General features: G+C 60.4%; 17 protein-coding genes. 9 read left to right on the forward strand and 8 right to left on the reverse strand.

The features are described 5' to 3' along the window. Window positions 1-85 precede the first annotated feature (85 nt). Window positions 86-475, forward strand: a complete 390-nt coding sequence (locus ACOYXI_RS23385; RefSeq protein WP_135294939.1) for a hypothetical protein — start codon at window positions 86-88, stop codon at window positions 473-475. Here the strand turns inward: ACOYXI_RS23385 and ACOYXI_RS23390 are convergent, their stop codons facing one another. Together ACOYXI_RS23390 and cra are read right to left on the reverse strand one after the other, a co-directional pair. Further along, on the reverse strand, window positions 476-1,252 hold the full coding sequence (locus tag ACOYXI_RS23390; RefSeq protein ID WP_097090477.1) for a TatD family hydrolase: 777 nt from the start codon (window positions 1,250-1,252) through the stop codon (window positions 476-478). Between the two features lie 3 nt (window positions 1,253-1,255). Continuing rightward, window positions 1,256-2,251 (reverse strand): catabolite repressor/activator, encoded by a 996-nt coding sequence (cra, locus tag ACOYXI_RS23395; protein WP_134785415.1) that lies wholly within the window; start codon window positions 2,249-2,251, stop codon window positions 1,256-1,258. A gap of 306 nt (window positions 2,252-2,557) precedes the next feature. Here cra and ptsP point away from each other — a divergent pair, with 306 nt between their 5' ends. The 4 genes from ptsP (at window position 2,558) to ACOYXI_RS23415 (ending at window position 9,832) form a co-directional block, all read left to right on the forward strand. After that, window positions 2,558-5,419 (forward strand): phosphoenolpyruvate--protein phosphotransferase, encoded by a 2,862-nt coding sequence (gene ptsP / locus ACOYXI_RS23400; RefSeq protein WP_461675352.1) that lies wholly within the window; start codon window positions 2,558-2,560, stop codon window positions 5,417-5,419. Then, window positions 5,419-6,360, forward strand: coding sequence for a 1-phosphofructokinase (gene pfkB, locus ACOYXI_RS23405; protein WP_282412201.1), 942 nt, complete (start codon window positions 5,419-5,421; stop codon window positions 6,358-6,360). Before ptsP ends, pfkB begins: the two co-directional genes overlap by 1 nt. Before the next feature lie 11 nt (window positions 6,361-6,371). Then, window positions 6,372-8,105: a PTS fructose-like transporter subunit IIB gene (locus ACOYXI_RS23410; protein ID WP_134785418.1), complete on the forward strand. Its 1,734-nt coding sequence runs from the start codon at window positions 6,372-6,374 to the stop codon at window positions 8,103-8,105. A gap of 185 nt (window positions 8,106-8,290) precedes the next feature. Then, window positions 8,291-9,832 carry an alkaline phosphatase D family protein gene (locus tag ACOYXI_RS23415; RefSeq protein WP_098967171.1) on the forward strand — a complete coding sequence of 514 codons (1,542 nt, stop codon included), beginning with the start codon at window positions 8,291-8,293 and terminating at the stop codon, window positions 9,830-9,832. A 16-nt stretch (window positions 9,833-9,848) separates the two neighbouring features. Here the strand turns inward: ACOYXI_RS23415 and ACOYXI_RS23420 are convergent, their stop codons facing one another. The 3 genes from ACOYXI_RS23420 to ACOYXI_RS23430 form a co-directional block, all read right to left on the reverse strand. Continuing rightward, window positions 9,849-10,250 (reverse strand): endonuclease domain-containing protein, encoded by a 402-nt coding sequence (locus ACOYXI_RS23420; protein WP_461675353.1) that lies wholly within the window; start codon window positions 10,248-10,250, stop codon window positions 9,849-9,851. Window positions 10,251-10,616: 366 nt separating this feature from the next. Beyond that, entirely contained in the window at window positions 10,617-13,145 is a 2,529-nt protein-coding gene (locus ACOYXI_RS23425; RefSeq protein ID WP_461675354.1) for a PepSY domain-containing protein, read from the reverse strand. Between the two features lie 236 nt (window positions 13,146-13,381). Beyond that, window positions 13,382-15,703, reverse strand: a complete 2,322-nt coding sequence (locus tag ACOYXI_RS23430; RefSeq protein ID WP_096795326.1) for a TonB-dependent receptor — start codon at window positions 15,701-15,703, stop codon at window positions 13,382-13,384. A 207-nt stretch (window positions 15,704-15,910) separates the two neighbouring features. On the opposite strand from ACOYXI_RS23430, the gene ACOYXI_RS23435 reads away from it, so the two are divergent. The 4 genes from ACOYXI_RS23435 (at window position 15,911) to ACOYXI_RS23450 (ending at window position 20,687) form a co-directional block, all read left to right on the forward strand. Then, on the forward strand, window positions 15,911-16,591 hold the full coding sequence (locus ACOYXI_RS23435) for a Fe2+-dependent dioxygenase (protein WP_027610799.1): 681 nt from the start codon (window positions 15,911-15,913) through the stop codon (window positions 16,589-16,591). Beyond that, a complete protein-coding gene (locus tag ACOYXI_RS23440; RefSeq protein ID WP_210558891.1) occupies window positions 16,588-17,343 on the forward strand; it encodes a tetratricopeptide repeat protein in 756 nt (251 codons plus the stop codon). The genes ACOYXI_RS23435 and ACOYXI_RS23440 overlap by 4 nt, the downstream gene beginning before the upstream one ends. Before the next feature lie 201 nt (window positions 17,344-17,544). After that, the gene (locus ACOYXI_RS23445; RefSeq protein WP_134785423.1) at window positions 17,545-19,761 is read left to right on the forward strand and encodes an alpha-xenorhabdolysin family binary toxin subunit A; all 2,217 of its coding nucleotides are present in this window, start codon (window positions 17,545-17,547) and stop codon (window positions 19,759-19,761) included. 47 nt (window positions 19,762-19,808) lie between these two features. Further along, window positions 19,809-20,687 (forward strand): hypothetical protein, encoded by an 879-nt coding sequence (locus ACOYXI_RS23450; protein WP_210558892.1) that lies wholly within the window; start codon window positions 19,809-19,811, stop codon window positions 20,685-20,687. Window positions 20,688-20,734: 47 nt separating this feature from the next. Here ACOYXI_RS23450 and ACOYXI_RS23455 read toward each other — a convergent pair whose 3' ends face one another. The 3 genes from ACOYXI_RS23455 to ACOYXI_RS23465 all read right to left on the reverse strand — a co-directional run bounded on the left by ACOYXI_RS23455 (window position 20,735) and on the right by ACOYXI_RS23465 (window position 24,341). Continuing rightward, on the reverse strand, window positions 20,735-21,898 hold the full coding sequence (locus ACOYXI_RS23455) for a type III PLP-dependent enzyme (RefSeq protein ID WP_039769212.1): 1,164 nt from the start codon (window positions 21,896-21,898) through the stop codon (window positions 20,735-20,737). Between the two features lie 635 nt (window positions 21,899-22,533). Beyond that, window positions 22,534-23,691: an osmoprotectant ABC transporter ATP-binding protein OsmV gene (locus ACOYXI_RS23460; protein ID WP_027610804.1), complete on the reverse strand. Its 1,158-nt coding sequence runs from the start codon at window positions 23,689-23,691 to the stop codon at window positions 22,534-22,536. After that, the gene (locus ACOYXI_RS23465) at window positions 23,688-24,341 is read right to left on the reverse strand and encodes an ABC transporter permease (protein ID WP_007965673.1); all 654 of its coding nucleotides are present in this window, start codon (window positions 24,339-24,341) and stop codon (window positions 23,688-23,690) included. Before ACOYXI_RS23465 ends, ACOYXI_RS23460 begins: the two co-directional genes overlap by 4 nt. Window positions 24,342-24,346: the final 5 nt, after the last annotated feature.

The raw sequence follows: 24,346 nt of genomic DNA on the forward strand, positions 1-24,346 counted from the left end.
AATTCCTGTTTTCTTCCGGCGGCTGGCTTTTCGTCATTATTGAGCCAGTATCCCTGATCAGTTAGTTGCGCTGAGGAGGCCGCGAATGTCCGTTGTAACCCTGGGAGTTCAGGGCCGTTGTGCTCATTGCCAGACCACGCAGGTGCTCAAACCCTGGCAACTCAATGCCATCGCAATCAATGAACCGTTTACCTGCAATCACTGCCAGAAAACCCTGGAGTTGCGCTGTCCGGTGCAGATCAAACGCTTCAAATCTCTCGACTCTCTCGGATTGCTGCGCTTCAGCGCGTCAGTCACGGTGTGCACCGCGCTGCTGGTGGCGTTGGTCATGGAATGGATCGGGCTGCTCAACGTGACGGAACAGTTGAATGCATCACTGATCGTGCTTTTCGTGTACTTCGCGCTGCTGCGTTTTGTTCATCATCGCCAGCACATGACCCTGATCCTCGAGGCGGCCAAGGCCCACGGCGACTGATTACCAGCCGAACACTTCGCAGCTGTTGGCGGTGCTGGCGGCGGCCAGTCGTTCTGCACTGACATTCATCAACTCGGCCAGTGCTGCACAGATCGCCGGCAAGTGCGCAGGGGTATTGCGTACTCCGGGAAACATCGCCGGGGCCATGTCCGGGGAGTCGGTCTCCAGCACGATCGAATCCAGCGGCAGATCCGCCAGCACCCGATGCATGCGCAACGCCTGCGGCCAGGTTGGCGCGCCGCCCAGACCCAGTTTGAAACCGAGCTTGATGTATTCGCGTGCTTCTTCGCGGCTGCCGGCGAACGCGTGGATGATGCCCGCGCGCTTGAGCTTAAAGCGCTTGAGCGTGGCGATCACCGCGGCGTGGCTGCGGCGCACGTGGATCAGCGCCGGCAGTTCGAAATCTGCCGCCAGTTGCAGCTGCGCGTCGAACAGCGCCTGCTGGCGTTCGCGGTCGAGGGTTTCGATGAAGTAATCCAGGCCGATCTCGCCCACCGCACACAGTTGCCGATGGCCGCGTAGCCGCGTCAGCCAGTCGCCGAGTGCGCGTAGATCTTCGGGTTGATGCTGATCGAGGTACACCGGATGCAGGCCGAATGCCGCGTACAGGTCGGCATCGCTCTGCACCAGCTCCCACACCCGTTGCCAATTGCCCTGATAAACCCCCAGCACCACCATCCGCCGCACCCCGAGGGCGCGGCTTTCGGCGAGCAAGGCTGAGCGATCGGCGTCGAAGTCGGGGAAGTCGAGGTGGGTGTGGCTGTCGATCAGCTCCACGGTTCAGTCCCGATGAATACGCTGCTTGAAGGTACGGGCGATGGCCTGCACGCCAGGCTTGTATTGCGATTGCTCGACGGCGGCCAGCGCCAGTTCCAGCGCCTTGTCGGCGATCAACTGGTGCTGCTGGGCCATGGCGTTGACCGGCAGCGGCAGGAAGTCCAGCAACTGCGTGTCACCGAAGGTGCCCAGGCGCAGCGGCCGGGATTTGAGCGGGAAATCATGCAGCGCATCGAACACGCCCTGCAACAGCACGTAGGACGTGGTCACCAGCGCATCCGGCAAATGCCCCAGGCGTTGCAGGAGTTCTTCCATCAGTTGCTTGCCGCATTCACGGCTGAAGGACTCGGCGTGCTCGATCAGCACTTCGCCTTTGAAGTCGGCCAGTGCCTGCTTGAAGCCGGCCGCACGTTCCTGACTGATGCTCAGCTCCGGACGCGCGCCGAGCAGCACGATCTGTTTCGGCTGCGGATCGAGCAGGCTCTGGGTCAGGTGCAGGCTGGCTTCGCGGTCATCACTGATCACCGAGCAGAAGTGCTCCGGTTCCATGACCCGGTCGATGGCGATGATCGGCAGGCCCTTGGCCTGCAACTGGCGGTAGCTGTCGTCACCGGCCGGCAGGCAACTGGCGACGATCAGCGCATCGCAGCGGCGCGCCTTGAACAGTTGCAGCAACTGGCGCTCGCTATCCGGCGCATCGTCGGAGCTCGCAATCAGTAACTGATAACCCCGCGCCCGCGCGCCTTGCTCCAGCAGTTTGGCGATCCGCGCGTAACTGGGGTTTTCCAGGTCCGGCAGAATAAAACCCAACGTGCGGGTGTGCCGACTGCGCAACCCGGCCGCTTGCGGGTTGGGGGTGAAGCCGTGCTGTTCGACGACCGCACGCACCCGCTCGACCGTGGCGTTGCTGATGCGTTGCTGTTCGGCCTTGCCGTTGATGACGTAGCTGGCGGTGGTCACGGACACTCCGGCCAACCGCGCGATATCACTGAGTTTCAACCCGGGATTTCCTTGTTTTTTCGAGCTTGCCGCCACATTTTCGCCAATCCTACCCGATTCGGGCAGACGACTATTGTCGCAGCGCATCCGACAAGTTGGACTTCAAGGATGAGACATTATCGAGTAACGTGCCGATCAATCTAGATTAAACGTTTCAGCAAGCGTATTTTCTACGTTTTAGACGCCTTTGGCCGGTTCTGCCGTGAAACCGCCAAAACTGCCGCTGAAAAGCAGGCTGACCAGCGCCTAAGCTGTGACCATTCAAAACAATATCCTGGCGCATCCATGTGCCAAAAAGGAGATCGCATGCTCGAGCTCACTATAGAGCAGATATCCATGGGCCAATCGGCTGTGGATAAACCCGCCGCCCTGCAATTGCTTGCCCATCATCTGGTGGCCGATGGCCTGGTCGCCGATGGCTACCTCGCTGGATTGCAGGCCCGGGAAGCCCAGGGCTCGACCTTTCTCGGCCAGGGTATCGCCATCCCTCACGGTACGCCCGAGACCCGCGATCAGGTGTTCGCCACCGGCGTGCGGCTGATGCAGTTTCCCGAGGGTGTGGACTGGGGCGACGGCCAGATCGTTTATCTGGCGATCGGCATCGCCGCCAAATCCGACGAACACCTGCGCCTGCTGCAACTGCTGACCCGCGCCCTCGGCGAGACCGATCTGGGTCAGGCCCTGCGTCGCGCCAGCTCGCCGGAAGCGCTGCTGAAACTGCTGCAAGGCGCGCCGCAGGAGTTGGCGCTGGATGCGCAGATGATCGGCCTCGGCGTGTCGGCTGACGATTTCGAAGAATTGGTCTGGCGTGGCGCGCGTCTGTTGCGTCAGGCCGATTGTGTGAGCAATGGTTTTGCCGGCGTGTTGCAGCAAGTCGAAGCGCTGCCGCTGGGTGATGGCCTGTGGTGGCTGCACAGCGAGCAAACCGTGAAACGGCCGGGCCTGGCGTTCGTCACCCCGGACAAACCGATGCGCTACCTCGGGCAGCCGCTCAGCGGTCTGTTCTGTCTGGCCAGTCTGGGTGAGGCGCATCAGGCGCTGCTCGAACGTCTGTGTGCGCTGCTCATCGAAGGGCGCGGCCATGAATTGGGCCGCGCCACCAGCAGCCGCAAAGTCCTCGAAGTGCTCGGCGGCGAACTGCCCGCCGATTGGCCGAGCGCGCGTATTGCCCTGGCTAACGCCCACGGTCTGCATGCACGCCCTGCGAAGATCCTTGCGCAACTGGCGAAGAGTTTCGACGGTGAAATCCGCGTGCGCATCGTCGACAGCGCGGACAGCGCCGTGTCGGTAAAAAGCTTGAGCAAGCTGCTGAGTCTCGGCGCCCGTCGTGGTCAGGTGCTGGAGTTGATCGCTGAACCGAGCATCGCTGCTGACGCCTTGCCTGCATTGCTGGCCGCTATCGAAGAAGGCCTCGGCGAAGAAGTCGAACCGCTGCCGGCCGTGAGTCAGCAACGCGAAGTCATCGCCGATATCGCCGAAGTGCTGATCGCCCCGGCGTCCGGCGCGCAGTTGCAGGCGATCCCTGCTGCACCGGGCATCGCCATCGGCCCGGCGCACATTCAGGTGCAACAGGCTATCGATTACCCGTTGCGCGGCGAGTCCGCCGCCATCGAGCGCGAGCGCCTCAAGCAAGCGTTGAGCGATGTGCGCCGTGACATTCAGGGTCTGATCGAACGCAGCAAGGCCAAGGCGATTCGCGAGATTTTCATCACCCACCAGGAAATGCTCGACGACCCGGAACTGACCGACGAAGTCGACACCCGTCTCAAGCAAGGCGAAAGCGCCGAAGCGGCGTGGATGGCGGTGATTGAAGCAGCGGCCAAACAACAGGAATCGCTGCAGGACGCGTTGCTCGCCGAGCGGGCGGCGGACCTGCGTGACATCGGGCGCCGGGTGCTGGCGCAACTCTGTGGTGTGCAGACGCCGAACGAGCCGGAGCAGCCATACATTCTGGTGATGGACGAAGTCGGCCCATCCGACGTGGCGCGGCTCGATCCGGCGCGGGTAGCGGGGATTCTCACCGCGCGCGGCGGCGCCACCGCGCACAGTGCAATCGTCGCCCGTGCTCTCGGGATTCCTGCGCTGGTCGGAGCTGGCGCTGCGGTGTTGCTGCTGGAACCGGGCACGCCGTTGCTGCTCGACGGCCAGCGCGGTCGCCTGCACGTCGACGCCGATGCCGCGACCCTGCAACGCGCCGCCGAAGAACGCGACACCCGCGAGCAGCGTCTCAAGGCTGCCGCCGAACAACGCCATCAACCGGCGCACACCACTGACGGTCACGCCGTGGAAGTGTTCGCCAACATCGGTGAAAGCGCCGGTGTCACCGCCGCAGTGGAGCAGGGTGCCGAGGGCATCGGCCTGCTACGCACCGAACTGATTTTCATGGCTCACCCGCAAGCGCCAGACGAAGCCACTCAAGAGGCCGAATACCGTCGCGTTCTCGACGGCCTCGCCGGGCGGCCGCTGGTGGTGCGCACCCTTGATGTCGGCGGTGACAAACCGCTGCCATATTGGCCGATCGCCAAGGAGGAAAACCCGTTCCTCGGCGTGCGCGGCATTCGCCTGACCTTGCAGCGTCCGCAGGTCATGGAAGCGCAGCTGCGCGCCTTGCTGCGTTCGGCGGACAACCGTCCGCTGCGGATCATGTTCCCGATGGTCGGCAGCGTTGAAGAGTGGCGTCAGGCCCGCGACATGACCGAGCGTCTGCGCCTGGAAATCCCGGTCGCGGACTTGCAACTGGGGATCATGATCGAAGTACCGTCCGCTGCATTGCTGGCGCCGGTATTGGCCAAGGAAGTCGACTTCTTCAGCGTCGGTACCAACGACCTGACGCAATACACCCTGGCCATCGACCGTGGTCATCCGACGCTTTCGGCCCAGGCTGACGGCCTGCACCCGGCGGTGCTGCAACTGATCGACATCACCGTGCGCGCCGCGCATACCCATGGCAAATGGGTCGGCGTGTGCGGCGAGCTGGCGGCAGATCCGCTGGCGGTGCCGGTGCTGGTCGGCCTCGGTGTCGATGAGCTGAGCGTGTCCGGGCGCAGCATCGCCGAGGTCAAGGCGCGCATCCGCGAACTCAGCCTGAACCAGGCGCAAACCCTTGCTCAACAAGCCCTCACCGTGGGCAGCGCGAACGAAGTGCGTGCATTAGTGGAGGCCCTGTAATGGCCAAGATTCTCACCCTGACCCTCAACCCGGCGCTGGACCTCACGGTCGAGCTGCCACGCCTGGAGGCCGGTCAGGTCAACCGCAGCGACGAGATGCACACCCACGCCGCCGGCAAAGGCGTGAACGTCGCCCAGGTACTCGCAGACCTCGGGCATCAACTGACGGTCAGCGGCTTTCTCGGCGAAGACAATCTGCAAGCCTTCGAAACCCTGTTCGCCAAGCGCGGCTTTGTCGATGCGTTCATTCGCGTGCCGGGGGAGACGCGCAGCAACATCAAGGTCGCCGAGCACGACGGGCGCATCACCGACATCAACGGCCCGGGGCCGGTGGTCGACGCGACGGCGCAGCAGGCGTTGCTTGAGCGTCTGCTGCAGATCGCTCCGGGGCATGACGCGGTGGTGGTCGCCGGCAGTCTGCCGCGTGGCGTCAGCGCGCAATGGTTGCGCGAGTTGATCGAACGCCTGAACGGTCTCGGCCTGAAAGTCGCCCTCGACAGCAGTGGCGAAGCTTTGCGCGCGGCCATTGAAGGGCGTCCGTGGCTGATCAAGCCGAATACTGAAGAACTCGCCGATGCGCTCGATTGCGATGTGGTTTCGCACGCCGCCGAAGCTCAGGCTGCGGCGTGCCTGCACGCCAAGGGTATCGAGCACGTAGTGATCTCCCACGGTGCCGACGGTGTGAACTGGTTCAGCGTCGGCTCGGCGCTGCATGCCTCGCCGCCCAAGGTTACGGTCGCCAGCACAGTGGGTGCCGGTGACTCGTTGCTGGCCGGCATGCTCCACGGTCTGCTCAGTGCCGATACGCCCGAGCAGACCCTGCGCACGGCCACGGCGATTGCCGCGATGGCGGTGACGCAGATCGGTTTCGGCATCAACGATGCGGCGCAACTGGCGCAGCTCGAACAGGGCGTACGCGTGCGTCCCCTGACAGAACAATAAGAGGGTTTGTCATGAAATTAGCCATTGTCACGGCCTGCCCGAACGGCATGGTCACCAGTGTGCTGTGCGCCCGTCTGCTGGACGCGGCGGCCCAGCGTCAGGGCTGGAGCACCAGCGTTGAAGTGGTCGATGCGGCGCACCCGGAGCGCGAATTGTCGGCTGCCACCATTGAAGCGGCGGAGTGGGTGTTGCTGGTCGCCACCGGTGATGTCGACATGCGCCGTTTCGTCGGCAAGCGCGTGTTCCGCATCGCCCCGGCGCAAGCGCTGCAGGATGTCGAAGCGGTGCTGCGCCGTGGTGCGCAAGAGGCCGAAGTTTACCTCGCCAGCGAAGCCGTCCCGGTTGCCGCTGCGCCACGTGCGCCACGCATCGTCGCCATCACTGCGTGCCCGACGGGTGTTGCCCACACCTTCATGGCGGCCGAGGCGTTGCAGCAGACGGCCAAGCGTCTGGGCTATGAACTGCACGTCGAAACCCAAGGCTCGGTCGGCGCGAAAACCCCGCTCAGCGCAACGGCGATTGCCGAGGCTGACGTGGTGTTGCTGGCGGCCGACATCGAAGTCGCCACCGAGCGTTTTGCCGGCAAGAAAATCTACCGTTGCGGCACCGGCATTGCCCTCAAGCAATCCGAAGCGACGCTGAAAAAAGCCCTCGCCGAAGCTCAGGTGGAGAGCGCTGCGAGCGACGGCAAGGCGCCGGCCAAGCAAGAGAAAACCGGCGTTTACAAACACCTGCTGACCGGTGTTTCGTTCATGCTGCCGATGGTGGTGGCCGGTGGTCTGATGATCGCCTTGTCGTTCGTCTTCGGCATCACCGCGTTCAAGGAAGAGGGCACGCTGGCGGCAGCGCTGATGCAGATCGGCGGCGAAACCGCGTTCAAGCTGATGGTGCCGCTGCTCGCCGGTTACATCGCTTACTCGATAGCCGACCGTCCGGGCCTGGCGCCGGGGATGATTGGTGGCTTGCTCGCCAGTACGCTGGGCGCCGGGTTCATCGGCGGGATCGTCGCCGGTTTCATCGCCGGTTATGCGGCCAAGTTGATCAGTCGTTATGTGGCGTTGCCGCAGAGCCTCGAAGCGCTGAAACCGATTCTGATCATTCCGTTGTTCGCCAGCCTGTTCACCGGGCTGGTGATGATCTACGTGGTCGGTAAACCGGTCGCCGGGATGCTCGCGGCGCTGACGCATTTTCTCGACAGCATGGGCACCACCAACGCGATTCTGCTCGGCGTGTTGCTCGGCGGCATGATGTGTGTCGACCTCGGCGGGCCGATCAACAAAGCCGCGTATGCCTTCTCGGTGGGGCTGCTGGCTTCGCAGAGTTATGCACCGATGGCCGCGACCATGGCCGCCGGCATGGTGCCGCCAATCGGGCTGGGCATTGCCACGTTCATAGCCCGCCGCAAGTTCGCCCAGACCGAGCGCGAGGCCGGTAAAGCGGCGCTGGTGCTGGGGCTGTGTTTCATCTCCGAAGGGGCGATTCCGTTTGCCGCGAAAGACCCGCTTCGGGTGATTCCGGCGAGCATCGCCGGTGGTGCGTTGACTGGCGCGTTGTCGATGTACTTCGGCTGCAAACTGATGGCACCGCACGGTGGCTTGTTTGTGCTGGCGATCCCGAATGCGATCAATCATGCGTTGCTATATCTGCTGGCGATTGTCGCGGGAAGTCTGTTGACGGCCGTTGTCTATGCGACGGTCAAGCGTCCGGAAGCCGTTGAGTTGGCGCTGGAACCGGCGAAGGCTTAACTGGCTCCACAGAACCCTGTGGGAGCGAGCTTGCTCGCGAAAGCGGTGTGTCAGCGAATAAGATTTCGACTGATAGGACGCATTCGCGAGCAAGCTCGCTCCCACATGGGTTGTGTGGTGTGTCTGGTGTCATTTCCGGGTCATGTGAGCGTGCTTAAGTTTTCCTTTTTTCAGGGAGAACACGCATGAGCGATTTCAATCCGGGGCGTCGGCGGGTCATGCAGGTGGTCGGTGCCGGGCTGCTGATGCCGGGGCTGGCGCCGGCGGTGATCGCGTCGGTCAAGGATCGGCCGCAACTTACCGACGGCGTGCAGTCCGGCGACCTGCAAGGCGACCGCGCGATGATCTGGAGCCGCAGCGATCGCCCGGCACGGATGGTGGTCGAGTGGGACACCCGTAGCCAGTTTCGCCACCCGCGCCGTGTAGTCTCGCCACTGGCCGATGCGCGCACCGACTTCACCGCCCGCGTCGAACTCACCGGGCTGCCCCCTGATCAGGCGATTTTCTACCGGGTGTATTTCAAGGACGCACAATCCGGCGTCGCCAGCGAGCCGTGGCTCGGCCATTTGCGCAGCGCTCCGAAGGCGCGGCGCAATATCCGTTTCGTCTGGAGTGGCGACACCGTCGGCCAGGGCTTCGGCATCAACCCGGACATCGGCGGCATGCGCATCTACGAATCCATGCGCCTGCGCCTGCCGGACTTCTTTATCCACAGCGGCGACACCATCTACGCCGACGGCCCGGTGCCGGCACAACTGACCACCGAAGGTGGACGTATCTGGCGCAACCTCACCACCGAGGCCAAGAGCAAAGTCGCGCAGACCCTTGACGATTATCGCGGCAATTATCGCTACAACCTGATGGACGAAAACATCCGCCGTTTCAACGCCGAAGTCCCGCAGATCTGGCAGTGGGACGACCATGAAGTGGTCAACAACTGGTCGCCGGGCAAGCAGCTCGACGAGCGTTATCAGGAAAAAGATATCCACACCCTGGTCGGCCGTGCGCGCAAGGCCTGGCTGGAATATTCGCCGATGCGTTTGCAGGCGGCAGACGGCGGCGGACGGATTTATCGCAAGCTCAGCTACGGGCCGATGCTCGATGTGTTCGTGCTCGACATGCGCAGTTATCGCGGGGCCAACGACGACAACCTCGGCGCGGCCAAACCGTTTTTGGGGCGCGAGCAACTGGACTGGCTCAAGCGTGGCTTGAAGCACTCCAAGGCGCAGTGGAAGGTGATCGCCGCCGACATGCCGATCGGCCTCGGCGTGCCCGACGGTGAAGTCAGCCCGGGTGTGGCGCGCTGGGAGGCCGTGGCCAACGGTGATCCGGGCCCGGCGCAGGGACGCGAGCTGGAAGTCGCCGAGTTGCTCGGTTTTCTGCGGGCGCAACAGGTACGCAATTTTGTGTTTCTGACCGCGGACGTGCATTACTGCGCGGCGCATCACTACCACCCGGATCGCGCGGCGTTTCAGGATTTCGAACCGTTCTGGGAATTTGTCGCCGGGCCGCTGAATGCCGGGAGTTTCGGTCCTAATCCGCTGGACAAGACCTTCGGCCCGGAAGTGGTGTTCCAGAAGGCCCCGCCCACGCAGAACGCTTCGCCGTTTGCCGGGTTTCAGTTCTTTGGTGAGGTGAACATCGAAGGGCAGAGCGGGGAGATGAGTGTGGTGTTGCGGGATTTGAATGGGGTAGCGGTTTTCGAGCAGAAATTGCAGCCAGTTTGAAGATCAAAAACAACCCTCACCCCGGCCCTCCCGAAATGTCGGACCGCTTGGAGGGTGAGGGTGTTTTTCGATTCGCGGCAATTCTTGTGATTTGCTCCAGTACATCATCCATCTGCTGCATTACTTCGAGATTACTGAATCGCACAACTTCAATGCTCTGACGTTCCAGGAAAAGCGTCCGACGTTGATCGTGGATCAAGCCCGCTATTTCATAGTGTTGACCCCCATCCAGCTCAATCGCCAGTTTCAGCTCTACGCAGTAAAAATCCAGGACATAGGGCGGACATGGAAACTGCCTGCGGAATTTCAGATTGGCGACTTGGCGTGAACGAAGTTTTTGCCAGAGTAATTGTTCGCAATCGGTTTGGCTGCTGCGTAACTGGCGGGCGAACTGAGCGAGAGTGAGGCGATTTTGCATGCTTCACGATCCTTGTGAAGTGGCTGGAAATCTCACTGTAGACGAGGACCCTCACCCCAGCCCTCTCCCGGAGGGAGAGGGAGCCTACGGAGTTGTATCGAGTTGTACATCGACCTGAAAGACCGAGTCGATTACGGATTCGGTGAATCACCTTCATAGCGGCGTAATTCGGCATCCCCAATCAGCGCCCCTCTTTTTCGGGGAGAGGGAGCCTACGGAGTTGTATCGAGTTGTACATCGACCTGAAAGACCGAGTCGATTATGGAATCGGTGAATCACCTTCAGGTCGGCGTATTTATCCGGCATCCCCCAATCAGTCCCCTCTCCCTCCGGGAGAGGGTTAGGGTGAGGGGCTCTTTGGCTGAGTCAGTACACGTCGCGGCGATAGCGGCCCTGTTCGATCAGACGTTCGACTTCGGAGGTACCGAGGATGTCGTTGAGTGCCTGATCGACGCCGGCGGCCATGCCCTGCAGGCTGCCGCAGATGTAGATCACCGCACCGTCAGCCAGCCATTTCTTCAGTTCGTCAGCGGATTCGCGCAGGCGATCCTGCACGTAAATCTTTTGCGCCTGATCCCGCGAAAACGCCAGGTCCAGCCGCGCCAGATCACCATTGATCAACCACTCTTCCAGCTCCGCCCGGCAGAGGAAATCGTGCTGACGATTGCGCTCGCCGAACAGCAGCCAGTGACGCTGCTGACCGTCGGCGATGCGCGCTTTGAGCAGACTGCGCAGCCCGGCCAGCCCCGTGCCGTTGCCCAGCAGAATCATCGGCACCGGTTCGTTTGGCAAGTGGAAGCCACTGTTGCGCCGCACGCGCAGGCTGATGCTGCCGCCCACGGGCGCATGTTCGGTCAGCCAGCCGGAGCCGATGCCGAGGCTGCCGTCGCTGTGTTGTTCCTGACGCACGATCAGTTCCAGCACGCCGTCGGCGGCAATCGAGGCGATCGAGTATTCGCGCATGGCCAGCGGCACCATCGCATCCACCAGTGCTTGTGCATGCAGGCCGACCAGATGCGCGCGATGCTCGGGTAACTGGCGGCTGGCGAGGGCGACTTCCAGTGGCTCTTCGAGGCCGTTGATCTTCACCGTGGTTTCGCCACGAATGCCCAGGCCGTCGAGGAAGTGTTCGATGGCCCACGGGCAGTTGCGCGGCAGCACTTCCACCAGATCACCGGCCAGCCAGCTGCTGGTGCTCGGCGCCCTCAGGCCCAGCAGGTACACCGGCGCGCCGCTGCTGTCGGGGTTCATCAGTTCGCGGCTGACCAGCGTCCAGTTGTCGTAGCTCGGCGCTTGCCAGGTGTCGACCGGCGCTTGCCCGGTCAGCTGTCCGAGCTGGGTTTGCCAATGACGCAGGGCGTATGGGTCGCCGCTGTCGACTTCGACCGGGGCGAACAGGGTCTTGCCGCCGTGCTCGCCCAGCCACTGATGCAGGCGTCGGGCGAAACCGCAGAAATTCTGGTACTGGCGGTCGCCGAGGCCCAGCACCGCATAGTTCAGGCCGTCGAAGCTTGCAGCGTTGCTCAGCACTTTGCGCTCGAAACCACGCGCGCTGTCCGGTGCTTCGCCGTCGCCGAAGGTGCTGACCACGAACAGAGCGTTATTCGATTCACGCAGATCCTGCGCGCTGACGTTCGCCAGCGGCTGCACCTTCACCGGCAACCCGGCGGCTTGCAATTGCCCGGCGGTCTGCCACGCCAGTTGCTCGGCAAAACCGCTCTGGCTGGCGAAACCCACCAGCCATGCCGGTGCATCACCGCTCGATGGCTGGAGATCTTTGCGTGCGTCCTGAATCTGTTTTTTCTTGCGTCGGCGATCCAGATACAGCAGCCACCCGGTGATGAAAAACAGCGGCATGCACACGGCGGCGAGGGTGATGATGATCCGCCCGGCCAGACCGAAATAGCTGCCGACGTGCAGCGCGTAAATGCTGGTCAACAGCTGCGCCTTGAAGCTCTTGTCAGCGTAGCGGTCGACACGTTTGACCACGCCGGTGGCCGGGTCGAGGGTGATCTGGTTCAGCGCGCGATCATGCGGTGAGCTGTCGAGCAGGTAGAACACGGTCGCCGGTTGCCCGGCCACTGGCGGCATGCGGATGTTGTAGGCCGACAGGCCCGGGCCGGCAGCGCTGTAGATGCTGCTCCACATCGCCGCATAGTCGGCGGTCGGTGCCGGACCTTCTGGCGCCGGGCCGCGACCGCCGCGCACGCGCTCGTTTTGCGGCGCATCGGAAAGCAGTCTGGTCAGGCCTTTGTTGTACCACTCGTACGACCAGGACAACCCGGTCAACGCCAGCAGCAAATACACCAGCAGGCACCAGGTGCCAGCCACCGAGTGCAGATCCCAGTTGAAGCTGCGGCCCTTTTTCTTCCAGTCGAGGGTCAGCCACACGCGCCAGCTGTTCCACTGGCGTGGCCAGCGCAGATACAGCCCGGAGAGGCAGAAGAACAGCAGGATCAGGGTGCAGGCGCCGGTGATGTTGCGCCCGGTGTCGCCCATGGCGAGAAAGCGGTGCAGTTGCAGCATCAGGCCGAAGAAGTCCTGACCCACGGCGTCGCCCATGAACTCGCCGGTGTATGGGTCGAAGTAGCGCATCTCGCCACGGCGTTCGCCTTTGGGCGGGGTGAAGTAGACGCGCGCGGCGTTGCCGCTGTCGGTTTCGACCCAGAGCATCCCGACTTTCTTGCCGGAGTTCGCTTCGATGTGTTCCACCAGTTCGACTGGAGGCAGGACGCCAGCGACCTGTTTTTCCACCTGCAACACCGACGGGTTCAGCGCCCGCAGGATTTCGTCCTGGAACGAATAGGCGGCACCGGTAATGCCCATCAGGGCCAGCACCAGCCCGGCAGTGATGCCGAAAAACCAGTGCAACTGGAACAGGGTTTTCTTCAACACGTCGCTCGCCTTGTCCGTTCGAAAATTGTCATCACGGCGCGCATTATGCCGTGGGTTGTCGAGAGCTTCTTTGATTACGCACAAAGGCCCCGTTCAATCTAATGAACGGGGCCGGATCTGCTGATTGCATTAACTGTGGGAGGGGGCTTGCTCCCGAATGCGTCGTGTCAGTCGATATCTATTTCACTGACACATCGCCTTCGCGAGCAAGCCCGCTCCCACATTTAAAGCATCCATCAGAAGTGGAAGTTGGTGCTCAACAGCGCCGTACGGCCCGCCGCCTGGTTGGCGAAGTGGGTCGAGAAGGCTTTGTCGTAGTAGGTTTCGTTGGTCAGGTTCTGCACGTTGAGTTGCAGGTCGACGTTTTTGCTTAGCTTGTAGGCGGCCATCGCGTCGTAACGTACATAGGAATCGACCATCGTGGTGTTGGCCACGCTGCCGTAGACGTCGTCGACGTAGAACGCGCCGCCACCGAGGGTCAGCTTCGGCGTGACCTGATAAGTGGTCCACAGGCTGGCGCTGTTTTTCGGCGTGTTGGGCAACTCGTTACCGTTGTTGATTTTGTTGGCTGGCAGGTCACCGCCGTCCACCTGTTCGCTGTCCATGTAGGCGTAGCCGGCGAACACTTGCCACTTGTCAGTGATCTTGCCGCTAGCCGACAGCTCGATACCTTGCACGCGGGTCTTGCCGGCGTTCTCGTAGGAGGTGGTGTCGACTTGTACGCGAGCGTTTTCTTTCTCGGTGCGGAAGATGTCAGCGGTCAGCGACAGGCGATCGTTCAACAGATCCCACTTGGTGCCGATTTCGTAGTTCTTGGTGGTTTCCGGCTCCATGTCGCTCTTGAGCAGGTTGCCGTTGCGATCCGGGGTGCCGCCCAGCGGGTTGCCTTCCTGGCCTTCACCGAGGGTGTTGCCCGGTGGCGTCGCGGAGGTCGCGTAGGAGGCGTAGATGCTGCCGTTCGGTGCCGGTTTGTAGACCACGCCGAACTGACCGGTGACGAATTCGCTGGTGTCATCACCCTTGGAGGTGGTGGTGCCGGCGTTGTTGTAGGTCTTGTAGTCGGTGTCGAAGTGGTCGTAACGCAGGCCCATGTTCACCAGCCACTGCTCGGACAACTCCAGGGTGTCGAACGCATACAGCGCGTAAGTGTTGGCCTTGGTGTCGGTGCCGGCGTAGTTGCGCGAGATCGCGCCGTTCCACGGATCGTTCGGGTTCGGGTTCGACAGCGAGGTGCAGTTGTAGCCGCTCGATGCGCCAATCATCGACGGGGTGCAATTGGTGGTCGCGGCGCTGGTGCGCGGCGTGGTGTCAGTGTTGACGTTGTACGAGGACTTCTGGCCTTCCTCGCGGGTGTATTCGACACCGGTGGAGAAGCTGTTCTTGAAACCGGCGACGTAGAAATTGCCGAACAGATCAGTCTGGTTGGTGGTGGTCTCGGTGTTGCTGACCCGCGTGTTGGCACGGCGCCAGACGCTGCCATTGTTGACGTTGCCCTTGCTGTCGTCCGGCTGAGTCAGGATGTAATCCTGCATGCTGGTGCCGTGGCGCAGGGTGTTCTTGATGGTCAGCGAGTCGCTCAGGTCATGCTCGATGGCGAAGGTCGCGGTGTCGGTGCGGCCCTTGCGGAAGTCGCGATCCAGACCGTAGAAGTTGCTGTGATCACCACCGGCGTACGGCTTGTCCGGGTTGGACTTGGTGCGTGCCGCCGAACCACCGGCCGGGATGGTGTAAGGAATGCCCGAGTCCGGGGTGTCGTTGCTTTCCAGATGGTAGTAGTCGAGGTTGACGCGGGTGTCGGTACCCAGGCCAAACGCCAGGGACGGCGCGATACCCCAGCGATCGTAGTCGACCTTGTCGCGACCGGCGACATTGCTCTCGTGGCTCATCAGGTTCAGGCGGCCGGCAGCGGTGTCGCTGAACTGGTAGTTGCCGTCCAGGGTGTAACGCTGGGTCTGGTCGGAACCCCAGGTGAAACCACCATCAAACGAATTGCCCAGGTGCGCTTTCTTGCTCACCAGGTTGATGCTGCCGCCGGCTGCGCCACGACCGCCGATGGCGGAGTTCGGGCCTTTGCTGACTTCAATGTTTTCCACGGCGAAGATTTCGCGACTCTGCGAACCGGTGTCGCGCACGCCGTCGAGGTAGGTGTCGCCCTGGGCGTCGAAACCACGAATGAACGGACGATCGCCCTGCGGGTTGCCGCCTTCACCGGCACCGAAGGTGATGCCCGGCACGGTGCGCAGCGCGTCCTGCATGTTCAGGGCGCCGGTGTCTTTCAGGACTTGTTGCGGAATGACGGTGACCGAGCGCGGCGTGTCGACCAGCGGCGCGGTGTACTTGGGCGAGGAGGCTTTTTCGACCTGGTAGGACGTCGAGTCCTGCGCTTCGCCGGTGATGGCGGTAGCGTCCAGAGCGATGGCATTGCCGGAAGCTTTGCTGTCGGTCTTTTCCGCGGCGAAGACCATGTGCCCAGCAGAGCCGGCGGTGATGGCGACACCAATGGCCGAAGCAAGCAAACGTGGTGAACTGACCGGCAATTGAACCTGTTGACGTGACATTTTTATTCCCCTCCCCAAGGATTTGAGGTCGCGGAATATAGGGTAAACAGGTATTCGTATCAATTGCGAAACATTGTTATTCGCGACGAATTTACATTCTTTACAATTTAACCTTACGGTTTTTGCCGATTCATCCGTCGTGCGGGTTTTACACGGCCAATAAGAATCAATACCATTGGCACCCCTTTACCATCAGGTACGATCGCCATGCTGCTGCACATCCCCGGCCTGTTCGCCAAAGCAGAAGTGCAGCGCATCCGCGAGGCGCTGGAGCAGGCGGATTGGGCCGATGGCAAGATCACCGCCGGCTATCAGTCGGCCAAGGCCAAGCACAATCTGCAACTGCCGGAAGGCCATCCACTGGCCAAAGAAATCGGCGCAGCGATGCTCGAACGGTTGTGGAAAAATCCGCTGTTCATGTCGGCCGCGCTGCCGCACAAAGTATTCCCGCCGTTACTCAACTGCTACACGGCGGGCGGTAGTTTCGACTTTCACATCGACAACGCCGTGCGTCAGCCCAAAGGCAGCATCGAGCGGGTGCGCACCGATCTGTCGGCCACACTGTTTTTCAGCGAACCCGAGGATTACGACGGCGGCGAGCTGGAGATCCAGGACACTTTCGGCACGCAACGGGTGAAACTGCCCGCCGGCGATATGGTGCTGTACCCCGGCACCAGCCTGCACAAGGTCAATGCCGTCACCCGCGGCGCGCGTTATGCGTCGTTCTTCTGGACGCAAAGTCTGGTGCGTGAAGACAGCCAGCGCGCTCTGCTGTTCGAGATGGACGGGGCGATCCAGCAGCTCACTCAAGACATGCCCGATCACCCGTCGCTGATCCGCCTCACCGGCACCTATCACAATCTGTTGCGGCGCTGGGTCGAGGTATGAGTTTTCAACTGCGACGCGAAGAAGTACTCGACGGCGCCCAGCTCAACGCCATGCTTGAAGAAAGCCCGGCGCGTGCGGCGCAGGCGATTCTGCTCGCGGCCGGCCAGGGCATTGTTGAAGCGCAGGCGCTGCTCGGGCAGATCCTCCTCGATGGCCGTGGCATCGCTCAGGATCAGCCGCTGGCGCTACGCTGGTTTGGCATTGCCGCCGGGCAAGGACATCTGATGGCGCGCAACATGCTGGGTCGTTGTCATGAGCATGGTTGGGGCTGTGTCGCCAATGCTGCGGTTGCCGCGCAGCATTACCGGACCGCGGCGGATAACGGACTGGACTGGGCGATGTATAACCTGGCCAATCTGCTCGCCACCGGGCGTGGATTGGCTGAGGATCAATTTCAGGCACTGGCCCTGTATCGAAGCGCCGCAGAAGCCGGCCACGCCAAATCGATGAACCTGCTGGGGCGTTATCTGGAAGAAGGGCTGGTCTGTCGGGCCGACCCGGTCGCCGCGCGCGACTGGTACCGACGCTCGGCCGAGGGCGGAGATTTTCGTGGGCAGTTCAGTTATGCCGCAGTGCTGGCTGATGCTGGATTGATCGAGGACGCACTGGGCTGGTTGCGCAAGGCACTGGCTACAGGGAACGTGAATTTTCTGCGGGTGAGCATGGGTTCATTATCGAGCGCCCGTCATCCGTCGATTCGCCAGATGGCCGATGCTTATCGGCAGCGGCTTGGGGAATTGCTCGTCGCTTGAGTCATTAAAAAGTCTTTCGGTTTGCCACTGGTTAGTTGGCTTTTCTGCTTCTTGTATTTAATTTTAATAGTTAATAACTTGGCGAATTAGTTGTATCTGCCTACTGTCGGGCTCGATGTTTTTCAAGTGATTGGAAGTTTCTTGTCGGCATCGAAAATAAATTAGCCGTTATTAATATCCACGGAAGACAAGGAGTCTTTGATGGAACTCAAGTTAAATGACAAGGTGGTCGAGGCCGCCGCGAAAGCGCCTCTGGCATTTGTAAATGCTTCGCTGGGTGTGGGTGAGGGGTATAACCGCGGTACCGGTTTGCAAATGACCAAAGAGCAAATTATCAGTCTAAGGAAGTATGAAGTTCTCGGCCTCTCGCTGCCCGTCCGGTTGCAAGATGTTATTGCCTATCTGAACTATGGTGCGGGTGATGAAGGCGGCGTGGGCCTGAAAGCGGGAGATTTCCTGCGCACCTTCAGCATGACCTATGATCACGCCAAACGCTGGTCGCCATTGCGCGAAAAGATCATGTTGACCGGTAACGATCTGAGAATCTTTGCTGGCAGTATTATCCGCACGGGTAACGCCATTGTTGAAGTGTATGAGGATCTCAAGGCCTCGAGGTATCTCGAAGAGCACAACATCAATACGCCTGAGGAATACCTGAATCTGCAACGGCAGATTCCGGGTCTGCCTGATCTTGACCTGTCTTCGGAAGATATCCTGGATATCAAGGCGTATCTCAATGACCTGTTGGCTAAAGTTGCGCATTGTCATCAGGAAGCCGAGCGCGTTCGGGCCCTGCTGGACAGTTTTGGCGCCGATATGCGTGAAAAGGTGCTGCCGGAAATTGCCTTGCGACTGCAGTTCGTCTCCAGGAACACTTATCAGAACGATACCAAGGCGCTGCAGGAAGTCATTGATCAGCGCGCAAAAGAAATTGATGAACTGAACAAACAGTACGATCAACTGGTGCAGGAAGCGATCAAGTCGGCGGCCACCCTGAATATTGGCGGATTGATTCTTGGCATTTACCAAGGCGTCAAGGCCGAGAAAATCCGCTCTGAACGTAATCGCCTGAAGCAACTGCAGCAGGTCGATAACCAGAGTATGGCAAGCAAGAACCAGACGCTGAGTTCGTTGAACAAGGTTCGAGATGATTTGCAGAATTTGAGTTACGTGGCGATTGAAGCCGAGGTCGCGACTCAGAACCTGATGCTGGTATGGAATGCCCTCAGTGATTACGTCGAGGCGTCGTTCAAGGAAGTTGACGGTATTTTCGAAGCGACTTCGCTACGCCGTTTCAAGATTCAATTACTGAGTATCATCGATCCCTGGGAGCAGATAAAAGTCAGCTCTGATCAGTTGCTGAAAGTGTTTGAAGAGGCTGACAGGGAATATGAAAGAAGTGGGCTGGTTGTTCGGAGTGGGTCAATGATGTCTTTGCTATCGGTTAGTTCGGCTGTACCCGCATTCAACATGCCCCGCCTGCGTGAGCATAATGCGGGTGTGCAGGGTCTTAATACCACGGCTCAGATGCTCTTCGAGCAATTCGATTACATGCCTGGAACTGTCGGGGCCATGAACAATCTGGCGCTCGCCATCAACAAGGCCACCTACGATCTGCGGAGTCAGGCACAGGCCACCAGCATTTACCTGGAACGCGCCGATAAAAAACTGCGCAGCTATCAAGCTGAGCTGGAGTATCCGGACGACGCGGACGAAGTTCGCGAGGATATGGAGGTCGAGCTGAAGAATATCTTCAACAAGGTGGCGGTGCAGAACGAAGATCTGAAAGCTGTGCACAAGAGCATCAGCGCTTATTACGATCGCAGCGCCTCGGCCGAGTGGATCGTGACGCTCAAGGCCGAGCGTGTCACCACGATCGAGCTCAAGGCCAGATCCGACAAAAAACTCGCAGACCTGACGACCGAAATGAAGTCTGTTTCCGAGGGTATTGATCTGATCGCCAAGGCTGGCATCGAGAAAATTGGCGAACAAGCGCAGTTGTCTCTGGAAAGCCTCAAGGCATTGGGACTGGCGCCACCTCAGGTGCAGGTTGCCCTGCTGGCTATCGAGACGCTGAAGAAACTGATTTCCGGCATTGGCGAGGCCGTTTCCTTTCTCAATATGCTGGCAGCGTACAACCGGCTGAATGAACAGGCAGGTGATCTGCGCACACAGATCAACAAATACAGCAAAGACCTCGCGCGCATTGAAGGCCGGATTGAGCTGGTCGAAACCCTGGATCAACTGGACGACGGCCGTGCGGCTTACGCTGGAGAGTTCAGCGTTCTGATCGATGACTTTACCCGCTTCGCCAATGATTTCAGACAGAACACTGCGCTTCCCGTTGAAACCCGGGCGCAAGCAGCGATTGATCGAGTCGCCGAAGTCGTCCGGCATCTACAGAGCATTCATCAATAACAAGGAGCTGGAAAGGTGGGCGACTAGCCTGCCTTTCCTGAAACGGCATGAATGCTTTGGCTTATGAATTTTCAGCGATGCAACGGCGTGTACTGGACCGTTACGGGCGATTTCTCGGCACCTTGCCGACGACATTCAATGCGATACCGCTGGTCTTCGAGCGCCGGAGAAAGGCAGGGCATCAATTGGCCGTCCTGGCCAAAGACTCGCGTCTGGAGAACGCCCGGTTCAATCAGCGCTATCTGCAGGATTTCTGGGCGCGTACCGAAGCGTCGAGGCGTCTTGGCGCAGGGTATCTAGGGGATCTGCAAGTGTTTACCCGCGAAGCCCTGGATATCACAGGCAACACCTCCAGACACGAGCCTGTCAGCCAGGTGGACTTTCGGCTGTTCAGCCTTTCGCGGTCGACCAGCTGGCAGTTGTTCCCAGCAGAGGATGTGCCTGACCTGATCCACGAACTGGCACTGCGTTTCTATGCGCTGCAGGCCGAGATACGGCAGCTGAAATACACGGTCGTGGAAGTGTACGACGAGTCATTTGGCTTGAAGTCAGTGTTTCTCAGCGCTATGGATCACCGCTCCTGTCTGTGTCATGCGACGCCAACCGTTGCCGAAGGGTTGTTTGGCGATTCATTGACGACGCCTGTCTGGGATCTGGCTTATGCATCGACCGATCCGGCCATCAGGGCGGCTGAATACCAGGCTGATATCGCGGCGTTATTCAATGGAGTCGTGTCGGTGAATACGCAGATGGGGCTATTCATCGAAGCGCTTTATCAGCGCCTCGACAACGTGTGCAATCAACTCTTGCAGGCGAAGGCTGCGGTGAAACTGAGTGAGCTGAATTTCAAACTCGCCGCGATGACCGAGAGCGCCAATGAGTGCATGGCAATGCTCGATCATCTTGAGGCGTGGCTGCGCCCATAAAAAAAGGCCCATGATTGCTCATGGGCCTTTTTCTCAATCGCTACGTATTACACGTAGAACGATTTCAGCGGCGGGAAGCCATTGAATTCGACGGCACTGTAACTGGTGGTGTACGCACCGGTCGACAACCAGTACAGACGGTCACCAATGGCCAGGTTCAGCGGCAGACCGTACTTGTAGTTTTCGTACATGATGTCGGCGCTGTCGCAGGTTGGGCCGGCGATGACCACTTCTTCCATCTCGCCTTTCTTCTCGGTCCAGATCGGGAACTTGATCGCCTCGTCCATGGTTTCGATCAGGCCGGAGAATTTACCCACATCGGTATACACCCAACGCTCAACGGCGGTGCGGGATTTACGTGCAACCAGCACGACTTCGCTGACCAGAATGCCGGCGTTGGCAATCAACGAACGGCCCGGCTCCAGAATGATTTCCGGCAGATCGTCACCGAAGTCTTCCTTCAGGAAGCGGATGATTTCTTCGGCGTAGGTTTCCAGGCTGTTGGTGCGGGTGATGTAGTTGGCCGGGAAGCCGCCACCCATGTTGATCAGCTTCAAGTGGATGCCGTCTTCTTCTTTCAGGCGCTCGAAGATCACTTTGACCTTGGCGATCGCCGCGTCCCAGACACTGATGTCGCGCTGTTGCGAACCGACGTGGAACGAGATGCCGTACGGCACCAGGCCCAGGTCGCGGGCGAGGATCAGCAGGTCCATGGCCATGTCGGTCTGGCAGCCGAACTTGCGCGACAGTGGCCAGTCAGCGGTGGTCGAGCCTTCGGTGAGGATGCGCACATAGACTTTCGCACCCGGCGCAGCCTTGGCAATGTTGCGCAGGTCGGCTTCGGAGTCGGTGGCGAACAGGCGCACACCCTTCTCGTAGAAGTAGCGGATGTCCTTGGACTTTTTGATGGTATTGCCGTAGCTGATCTGGTCCGGGCTGACGCCACGGCTCAGCACTTTGTCCAGCTCATAGATGGAGGCGATGTCGAAGCTCGAGCCTTTCTCTTTGAGCAGGTCGATGATCTCGACAGCCGGGTTGGCCTTGACCGCGTAGTAGACCTTGGCGAATTCGAAACCGGCGCGCAGGTCATCGTAGGCCTGGGCGATCATCGCGGTGTCGATCACCACGAACGGGGTTTCCTGTTTGTCGGCGAACGCCTTCATTTTCTGAAAGGTTTCGCGCGCGAAATAGTCTTCGACCTGGATCGACATGCTGGAGTGCTCCTATGGGCAAACGGGTAAAAACATGGGTGTAAATGAACGTCCTCCGTATCCCCACTTTGGTTCGCCTACTTCCCAAGGCATGTCGCCGAAAGCAAAAAGGCCACGGGCGTATCTGCCCTTGGCCTTGCTGTCTCGTCGTCAGTACTTGAGCCGGATGGATCGTTTCCAGCATGGACGTTCGGCGCGAACTTTAGGGCGTGAGGGGCCTGAGATCAACTAAAAATGTCGCGTTTTTGCACGCTTCTGACGTACGTCGCGGATATCACTCTTTGTAGCCGACCGAGATGACGGACAGATGTTCCCCGGGAATTTTCATGTGTTAAAAATACCTGCACGTTCGCGGCTTTTGTCGGCTAATTAGCCGGGAAGTGTGATCGGCGCAACATCGGCGACGTTGGCGGCGAGAGGTGGATGTGAGGGGGATTTTGGCCGTTTGGGAGCGGGAGTTTGCAGAGGTTCTGTGAACGCAGCTGTTGAGATTCTTTTCCGCCCTGCGAATCATCAGGAAATTGCACGAATCCTGTGGGAGCGGGCTTGCTCGCGAAGACATTTTCACAGCCGACATCACCGCCGACGGCCACTACGCATTCGCGAGCAAGCCCGCTCCCACAGGTTTGGAGTTTTTACGCGATTACAGCCTCAGCCGGCGAGACGATATTGGTCTTCATCCCGCGCGAACGCCCCGAGCTCAGATAGGCTGCGATCGACTCCTGCGTCACCTCACCGAGGAACACCCGCTCGGCATCCATCACCGGCAGCCACGAACGGTTGAATTCGTACATGCGCGACAACAGGATGCGCAGATGTTCGTCGTACGCCGCGGTGGCGTTGAACTCACGCAGATACTGCGCGCAGGTGCCGGTCTGGCGGTGCAGGTCGCGACGACGCACATAGCCCAGCGCCTTGTTCTCGGCACAGGTGACCACCACGTAGCGGCGGTCATGCTCGTCCATCAACTCCAGCGCATCGGCCACCGGGGTTTCCGGGCTGACCGAAGGCGCATTGTCGGCGGCGTCTTCGGCCTTCACCAGCAGCAGGCGTTTGAGGGTGCTGTCCTGGCCGACGAAATTGCTGACAAAGTCGTCCGCCGGGTGCGCGAGCAGCGTGTCCGGATGGTCGATCTGCAGCAGTTTGCCGGCGCGGAAAATCGCGATCTTGTCGCCGAGTTTGATCGCTTCGTCGATGTCGTGGCTGACCATGATCACGGTCTTGTTCAGCGCCCGCTGCATCTCGAAGAACTCGTTCTGGATCATCTCGCGGTTGATCGGGTCGACCGCACCAAACGGCTCGTCCATCAGCAACAGCGGCGCATCCGCCGCCAGTGCGCGGATCACGCCGATGCGCTGTTGCTGGCCGCCGGACAGTTCACGCGGATAGCGATGCAGATACTGCTTGGGTTCCAGTTTGATCATGCTCATCAGTTCGCGAGCGCGGTCGTGGCATTTCTGTTTGTCCCAGCCGAGCAGTTTCGGCACCACGACGATGTTCTCTTCGATGGTCATGTTCGGGAACAGGCCGATCTGCTGGATCACGTAGCCGATGTTGCGGCGCAGGGTCACTTCGTCGAGGTCGGTGGTGTCTTCGCCGTTGATCAGGATCTTGCCCGAGGTCGGCTTGATCAGGCGGTTGATCATTTTCAGCGTGGTGCTTTTGCCGCAACCCGATGGCCCGAGGAACACACAGATTTCGCCTTCATTGACGGTCAGGCTCACCGAGTCCACGGCTTTGACATCTTTGCCGTTGCTCTGGAAGGTCTTGCTGAGGTTTTGAAGTTCGATCATTTGAGGAGTCCTTTTGGAGTCAGCGTACGTTGCAGCCACTGCAGGAGAAGGTCGGCGAAGATCGCCAGAAGACTGACCAGCAGCGCGCCGACGATCAGCATCGACATGTCGCTGCGGCTGATGGAGGCGAGGATCAGCACGCCAAGGCCACCGGCGCCGATGGTCGCGGCGATGGTCATCACGCCGATGTTCATCACCACCGCGGTGCGCACCCCGGCGAGGATCACCGGCACCGCAATCGGCAATTCGACCATGCGCAGGCGCTGGCCGAAGGTCATGCCGATGCCGCGTGCAGCTTCACGAATGCCCGGCTCGACGCCGGTCAGGGCGAGATAGGTGTTGCGCATGATCGGTAGCAGCGAATAGAGGAACACTGCGGTGATCGCCGGCATCGGCCCCAGGCCCTGGCCGAATTTGGAGTAGAACGGCAGCAGCAGGCCGAACAGGGCAATCGACGGCACGGTCAGCAGCACCGTGGCGCTGGCCTGCAAGGGACCGGCGAGGCTCGGGAAGCGCGTCATCAGAATGCCCAGCGGCACACCGATGAGAATCGCCAGCGTTACCGCGATGCCGACCAGGGTGATGTGCTGCCAGGTCAGGTGCATCACCTGCTGCCAGTCGAGGTGGGAAAAGGCGTTGAGAAATTCCATGACTT

The sequence above is a fragment of the Pseudomonas sp. G3-19 genome, assembly GCF_054855875.1.